Consider the following 6,204-nt stretch of genomic DNA (forward strand, 5'->3'; position numbering starts at 1 on the left):
CACGACATCGTGCCGGACAGCCGCATCGTCTACACCTACGAGATGACGATGAACGGCCAGCGCATCTCGGTCTCGCTGGCCACCGTCTCCTTCACCGTCGAAGCGGACGGAACCCATCTGATGATCCGGGAGGACGGCGCCTTCCTCGACGGGCTCGATACGGTGCAACAGCGAGAGGCGGGAACGAACTACCTGATGGATCAGCTGAGTGCCTGGCTCGATCGCGGCTGAATTCAGCCCGCGACGCGCCTCGGAACAAATGGGCGGGCGCCATCCGCACTGTCGTGCAGGCTCGACCAGATGACCCAGTACTTGCCTTCCTGATCAGGCACCAGCACCTGGCACTCGCGCCCGGAGGCCTCGTAGCGGGCCAGTGATCGCGCCTCCAGCGCCGCATTCTCGCGTGACGCAAATGGGCCATGCGACTTCCCCTCGAAGTCAACCCACCAGTTGTCCTGACTGCGGATAACCAGATAGAGCGCCTTGGCCATGGGGCGGTCACTCCGTGACTGATACGCAAAACTACAGTGATTCCGGGCCTGCCGGATACGCGACGTCGTCAGTGTGTCACAGTGACCGCCAGATACCAGCCCCCGCATCGCCGCAGTCCTGATCACGAATTGAGGCGAACTGATCCGGATCGCGGATGGGCCCGTATGATCCCATCGACAGCGTGGAGCCGCCGATGTACGCGACAAGCATGACAGAAGCGAACTCGCCCAAGGGCGTGGCGCCCGAGGGCGCCGAGCCCGCCGAACTGATCCGTCGGATTGCGGAGCGCCGCGACAAGGCGGCCCTCTCGGCGCTGTTCCTGCAGTTCGCGCCTCGCATCAAGTCGATGATGCTCCGTCTCGGCGTCGACGGCGCCCACGCCGAGGACCTGACGCAGGAGGCCATGCTGTCGGTGTGGCGCAAGGCGCATTTCTACTCGCCCGACAAGGGCGCGGCGAGCACGTGGATCTTCACCATCGCGCGCAATCTGCGGATCGACGCGGCGCGGCGGCAGTCGAACCGGCCCTATGTGGACCTCGAGGGTATCGAGGTGGAGAGCGAGGCGCCGCACAGCCACGCCCTGCTCGAGCAGAGTCAGGTGGTTGCGCGCGTCAGCAAGGCACTTGAAGTGCTGCCGGAAGAGCAGCGCGAAGTCGTGCGACTGAGCTTCATCAAGGAGCTGTCGCAATCGGAAATCGCCGCGCGGATCGGCATTCCGCTCGGTACCGTGAAATCGAGGCTGCGCCTTGCCTATGACAGGCTGCGGCCGCTGCTGGAGGATCTACATTGACGATTTCCTTCCACCCCGACATCGCGACGCTGATGGCGTTCTCGGCGGGCACGCTGGAGGAAGCCTACACGGTTGTCGTGGCGACCCACCTCGCGATGTGCGAAGCGTGCCGGGAGCAGGTCAAGCGGATCGACCTGATCGGTGGCGCGTTTCTGACGTCCGAACCGGAGGCAGACATGGCCTCTGGCGCGCTGGACAGGCTGCTTGCGGCGGCCGCCGACGACGACATCGCCACCCGCGCGCCCGAGTCCCACGCGGACGTGCCCGGCCCGATAGCGCATCACCTGCCGGATGGGCTCGACGGGGTGCGGTGGCGGTGGTCCGGTCCAGGCGTTGCCGTCGCTGACCTGCCGAGCAGCAGGGCTGGCAAGGGACGCCTGATGCTGCTGCGGGTCGAGGCAGGCCGCCGGGTACCGGAACACAGTCATGGCGGCCAGGAACTGACGCTGATCCTGCAGGGCGCCTACCGTGATCGCTTCGGTCGCTTCGGCGCCGGCGACATCGCCGACCATGACGAAGATGTGGAACACCAGCCCATCGCGGAACCGGGCGAGGACTGCATCTGCCTCGTTGCGGTCGACGCGAAGCTGAGCTTCCGCAGCCGGCTCGTGCGGACGCTGCAGCCCTTGTTCGGACTATGAGCGAGGCGCCGAGCCGGACCGCGTGGATCATTGGCGGCGGTTCCGGCATCGGTGCGGCAATGGCGCGGCTGCTGGCCTCAAGAGGCTGGAGGGTGGCCATATCCGGCCGGCGCGCCGATCGGCTTGCCGAGGTGGCTTCAGGTTCACGGCTGATTGCTCCCTACCCTTTGGACGTGACCGATGCGATCGCGGTGCAAGCGGTACTGCAGCAAGTGGTCGCCGACCTGGGGCGGATTGATCTTTACGTGTTCGGAGCGGCCACATGGCAGCCGCTGACCGTTGGTGACTACGACTTTGCCAAGTTCCAGAGGCTGGTCGATACCAACCTCATGGGTTTCGTGCGGATGGCCAACCCTGTGGTGGCGCAGATGACCCATCAGGGTGGCGGTCAGCTGGCGGTCATCGCGTCGGTTGCCGGGTATTTCGGCCTGCCCCGCGCGGCCGCCTACAATGCCACCAAGGGCGCGCTGATCAACCTGCTGCAGACCATGCGGACAGAACTCGAGCCACGGGGCATTCGCGTCCGGATGATCGCCCCGGGCTTCTTCAAGTCCGAACTGACGGCCAAGAACGACTTTCCGATGCCCTTCCTGATGGAGACGGAAGCGGCGGCGCAGAGGGCGGTGGACGGGTTGCTGGGCTCGACTCGATTCGAGATCGCCTTCCCGCGACGGCTGGTCTGGCTGCTCAAGCTGATGCGCATGCTGCCCTACCCGCTCTTCTTCGCGATCACGCGAATGATGATGCCGAAGAGGTAGCCATCCGCGACCTGGTACGCCACAATGGCCTCCGTATTCGCGGAGGCTGGGCGTGCCGAAGCTCAAGGTGATATTCGACACCGACCCCGGCATCGACGATGCGATGGCGCTGCTGCTGCTCGCCCGCCATCCCCGAGTCGAGCTGGCGGCCATCACTACAGTGTTCGGAAATGGCGCAATCGGGACCGTGACCCGCAACGCGCTCTACCTCGCCGCCCGCTTCGGCATCTCTGCTCCCGTGGCGCGCGGTGCGGACAGGCCTCTGGTGGGCGAGGCCGGACCTCCGCCGACCTTTGTCCACGGACACAACGGATTGGGCGACATCCAGTTGCCTCCGGTGCAGGGCAATCTCGACCCACGCCCCGCACACCGACTGATCGCCGAAATGGTCCGTTCCGACCCCGGCGGGGTGACGGTCATCGCGGTCGGCAGGATGACTAACCTCGCCCTCGCGCTTGCCGAGGCGCCGGACATCGCCGGCAAGGTGGCGCGGGTGGTGGTGATGGGAGGGGCCTTCGGGCACGGGGGACACACCGGCAACGTGACGCCGGTTGCCGAAGCCAATATCTGGGGTGACCCCCATGCCGCCGATATCGTGTTCGGCGCCGACTGGCCGATCACGATCGTGCCGCTCGACGTCTCGCAGGAGACGCAGATGTCGGAACGCTATCTGGCCGATCTGGCCGAGGTGGCCGGCGAAGACGGTCGCTTCGTGCGAAGCGTCTCGGCCTTCTACCAGGAATTCCATCGGCAAAGCGCCGGAATAGATGGATTCTACGTCCACGACTCGAGCGCCGTGGCCTACGCCCTGCACCCCGAGTTCTTCCGCACCGAAACCGGCACGGTGCGCGTGGTCACCGACGGCATTGCGGCCGGCCAGACCCTCATCAAGCCGGACGCCAAGCGCTTCCCGCCGAGCGCCTGGGACAACAGGCCGAGCCAGACGATCTGCACCGAAGTCAATGCGGCCGCGGTGCTCGACCTCTATCGCAGGACGCTGCTCGGGCACGGGACCTGACGTCAGCGAACGGTGCCCCGGGGACGCTCAACCGGGCTTGCGGTACTGGTAGATGCCGACGTCGATCGACCCCTCGGCAAAGCCGGCCTCGCAGTAGGCAAGGTAGTAGATCCACTTGCGGCGGAACTCCTCGCTGTAGCCCAGCTTCCGGATCTCGGACCAGCGCTCGAGAAAGCGCTCGCGCCACAGCGCCAGGGTCCGCGCGTAGGACAGGCGGAAAGTCTCGACATTCTCGAGCACCAGACCGACCTTGTCGCCCTGCTCCCGCATCGCTGTCTTGGTCAGCAGCATGCCGCCGGGGAAGATGAAGCGCTGGATGAAATCGGGACGGGCACGGTAGTCCTCGAAATCCCTCTCGCCGATGGTGATCGCCTGGATGGCCGCGGTGCCGCCCGGCTTGAGCCGGTCGTGCACGGTCCTGAAGTAGCTGGGCCAATGCTCCTCGCCCACCGCCTCGATCATCTCGATGGAAGCGACGTGATCGAACTGGCCCTTGGTGTCGCGGTAATCCTCGAGGTGCAGGGTGGCGTGGTTGTCGAGGTTCTGCCGGCGCAGCCGGTCGAGGGCGAACTTCAGCTGTTCTACCGACAGCGTGATGCCGTAAACAACGGCATTGAAGTCGCGCGCCACGGTCTCGGCAAAGCCGCCCCAGCCGCAGCCGATCTCCAGCACACTTTCGCCTTCCTTGACGCCAGCCATCTCGGCCACCTTGCGGTACTTGGCGTGCTGGGCCGCCTCCAGGGACTCGTCTCCGGTGACATAGTAGGCGGAGGAGTAGGTCATCGAGGGGTCCAGCCACTCGGTATAGAAGTCGTTTCCGAGGTCATAGTGCTCGGAAATGTTCTTCCTGGAGCCTTCCTTCGAGTTGTGGCGGCTCAGGTGGTAGGCGATATCCTGGGCTGCGCGGCCATACCAGGAACTCTCCGCACTATCGAGGACATCGCGGTTCTGCAGGAAGTAGCGGAACAGCGTGGTGAGGTCCTCGATCTCGACGTCGCCGTCGATATAGGACTGGGCAAAGCCGACCGTTCCGCGCCGTAGCGTCTTGGGCAGGACGCTGAAGTTCTTGATGTGCAGACGGGCATGCTGACCGGTCGCGGGATCGCCGAACGTGCGAACCGAATTGTCGGGCAGTGTGATGGTGACGGCACCATGCTTGGGCCGACCGATCAGGCGCTTGCCGATGAAGGCGGCGAGAACGGAGAGAACACGATCAACCGGCGACGGCGCCGTCCGGTTCGGCTCGACCGCAAGCTTATCCATCTGCAACATTCCAGACTAGCGGCGCACTGCCCCGACGCTGCGACGGAGACCGAGGGTCACCGGCACCCCTTTGAGCCAGAGCAGCAGCGCTTCCCAATGAATTCCGGCAAGCACTTTAGCGGTCATAAGTGGATATGCAAGCAGGAGTTTCAACAGCGCGGCATCGGTCAGCGGTCGCCGCACCGCACTGAAATAGGCCGTCAGCAGCCCCCCCTCGCCAGTCCGCAACACGATACCGACGAAGACGTCATCGCCCGGCGGTCGTACGGAGAAGCGGTATTCGCCCTCGAGCGAATTGAACGGAGATACGTAGAAGGCCTTGCTCGCCGTGTGGCTGGAGAGGTCGGAGTTTGAACCGATCACGGCATCGTAGAAGTGGTGCTCGCCGAACGTATTGTGCACCTCGTAGACGATCATCCTGACCGAGCCGGCGGCATCCTCGAGGAAGTAGGTGGTCAGCGGGTTGAAGGCGTAACCCACGATGCGGGGATAGGCCAGCATCCGGATGCGCGCCACCTGCCCATCGAGCCCTGCCTGCCGGGCACGGCTCCTGATGAACGCCGCGAGTGAAGCACCGTCATGCGGACCGAAGTCCCGGGCGAACAGCGAGAAAACATTGAATCGATTGAAAGAGAACAGCCTGAACTTCTCATCCATCGCTTCAAGCCGATCCAGATCGACGAGGAGCGAGAAGACGCGGTAGCGGAGGCTATGCCGCCGGGGCCGTGCCCGCTTGTGCACCACCTCGCCGACGTAGATTGCGCCCAGAGACGTCACTCGGCCGCCCAAAGCAACCTCTCCTCCCCGCTCCAGGTGTGGGCAATGCGATCCCGCAGCCGGCGCACCGCCCAGGGGCGATTGACCCCGCCAATTCTCTCGGCGACCTCGAGGCCGGCCTGCAGCCCGTCCTCGTGGAAGCCATAACCCATCCAGGCCCCTGCAAACCAGGTCCGGGAGACTCCCTGGATGCGCCAAAGCTGAGCCTGAGCAGCCATGGCGCCGGCGTCGAACAGAGGATGCTCATAGGTGGTCCGATACTGCACCGTGCCGGGAGCGAAGTCGTGACCGGGGTTGAGCGTGACGAACAGATCGGTGCGAGTGTCGAGGGGCTGCAGCCGGTTCATCCAGTAGGTCAGGCTCAGCCGTTCCCCGTCGTCGCCGGCGGTCCGCAGGTAGTTCCATGCGCTCCAGAGGCGCTTGCGGCGCGGCATGAACCGACGGTCGGTGTGCAGCACCGCCGTG

At 65.0% G+C, this 6,204-nt stretch carries 8 protein-coding genes and 1 pseudogene; 5 read left to right on the forward strand and 4 right to left on the reverse strand.

Features of this window, described 5'->3' with window-relative positions:
• Positions 1–231: SRPBCC domain-containing protein (locus tag ACE3TU_RS17780; protein ID WP_374626624.1), on the forward strand; the 231-nt coding region annotated here is incomplete at its 5' end.
• Positions 232–233: 2 nt separating this feature from the next.
• On the opposite strand, the gene ACE3TU_RS17785 is transcribed toward ACE3TU_RS17780, so the two are convergent.
• Entirely contained in the window at positions 234–491 is a 258-nt protein-coding gene (locus ACE3TU_RS17785; RefSeq protein WP_374626626.1) for a hypothetical protein, read from the reverse strand.
• 209 nt (positions 492–700) lie between these two features.
• Between ACE3TU_RS17785 and ACE3TU_RS17790 the strand changes: the two genes are divergently transcribed.
• From ACE3TU_RS17790 to ACE3TU_RS17805, 4 genes are read left to right on the forward strand one after another with little or no spacing between them, the layout of a single operon-like run.
• On the forward strand, positions 701–1,282 hold the full coding sequence (locus ACE3TU_RS17790) for a sigma-70 family RNA polymerase sigma factor (protein WP_374626628.1): 582 nt from the start codon (positions 701–703) through the stop codon (positions 1,280–1,282).
• Positions 1,279–1,923 (forward strand): ChrR family anti-sigma-E factor, encoded by a 645-nt coding sequence (locus tag ACE3TU_RS17795; protein ID WP_374626630.1) that lies wholly within the window; start codon positions 1,279–1,281, stop codon positions 1,921–1,923. The genes ACE3TU_RS17790 and ACE3TU_RS17795 overlap by 4 nt, the downstream gene beginning before the upstream one ends.
• Complete coding sequence (locus tag ACE3TU_RS17800; RefSeq protein WP_374626632.1) at positions 1,920–2,681, forward strand: SDR family NAD(P)-dependent oxidoreductase; 762 nt, start codon at positions 1,920–1,922, stop codon at positions 2,679–2,681. The genes ACE3TU_RS17795 and ACE3TU_RS17800 overlap by 4 nt, the downstream gene beginning before the upstream one ends.
• Positions 2,682–2,733: 52 nt before the next feature.
• Entirely contained in the window at positions 2,734–3,699 is a 966-nt protein-coding gene (locus tag ACE3TU_RS17805) for a nucleoside hydrolase (protein ID WP_374626634.1), read from the forward strand.
• Between the two features lie 27 nt (positions 3,700–3,726).
• Here ACE3TU_RS17805 and ACE3TU_RS17810 read toward each other — a convergent pair whose 3' ends face one another.
• The 3 genes and pseudogenes from ACE3TU_RS17810 to ACE3TU_RS17820 form a co-directional block, all read right to left on the reverse strand.
• Positions 3,727–4,962, reverse strand: coding sequence for a class I SAM-dependent methyltransferase (locus tag ACE3TU_RS17810; protein ID WP_374626636.1), 1,236 nt, complete (start codon positions 4,960–4,962; stop codon positions 3,727–3,729).
• A 15-nt stretch (positions 4,963–4,977) separates the two neighbouring features.
• Positions 4,978–5,739: a DUF1365 domain-containing protein gene (locus tag ACE3TU_RS17815; RefSeq protein ID WP_374626638.1), complete on the reverse strand. Its 762-nt coding sequence runs from the start codon at positions 5,737–5,739 to the stop codon at positions 4,978–4,980.
• Positions 5,736–6,204, reverse strand: a pseudogene (locus ACE3TU_RS17820) (NAD/FAD-binding protein); the annotation flags it as partial. The pseudogene ACE3TU_RS17820 and the gene ACE3TU_RS17815, both read right to left, overlap by 4 nt.

The organism is Devosia sp. (assembly GCF_041917035.1).
Lineage (GTDB): Bacteria > Pseudomonadota > Alphaproteobacteria > Rhizobiales > Devosiaceae > Devosia_A.

Excerpts from the sequence above, each read along its gene's own strand:
- ACE3TU_RS17810 (WP_374626636.1), bottom strand. The coding sequence starts at position 4,962 with ATGGATAAGCTTGCGGTCGAGCCGAACCGGACGGCGCCGTCGCCGGTT.
- ACE3TU_RS17800 (WP_374626632.1), top strand. The coding sequence starts at position 1,920 with ATGAGCGAGGCGCCGAGCCGGACCGCGTGGATCATTGGCGGCGGTTCC.
- ACE3TU_RS17790 (WP_374626628.1), top strand. The coding sequence starts at position 701 with ATGACAGAAGCGAACTCGCCCAAGGGCGTGGCGCCCGAGGGCGCCGAG.
- ACE3TU_RS17785 (WP_374626626.1), bottom strand. The coding sequence starts at position 491 with ATGGCCAAGGCGCTCTATCTGGTTATCCGCAGTCAGGACAACTGGTGG.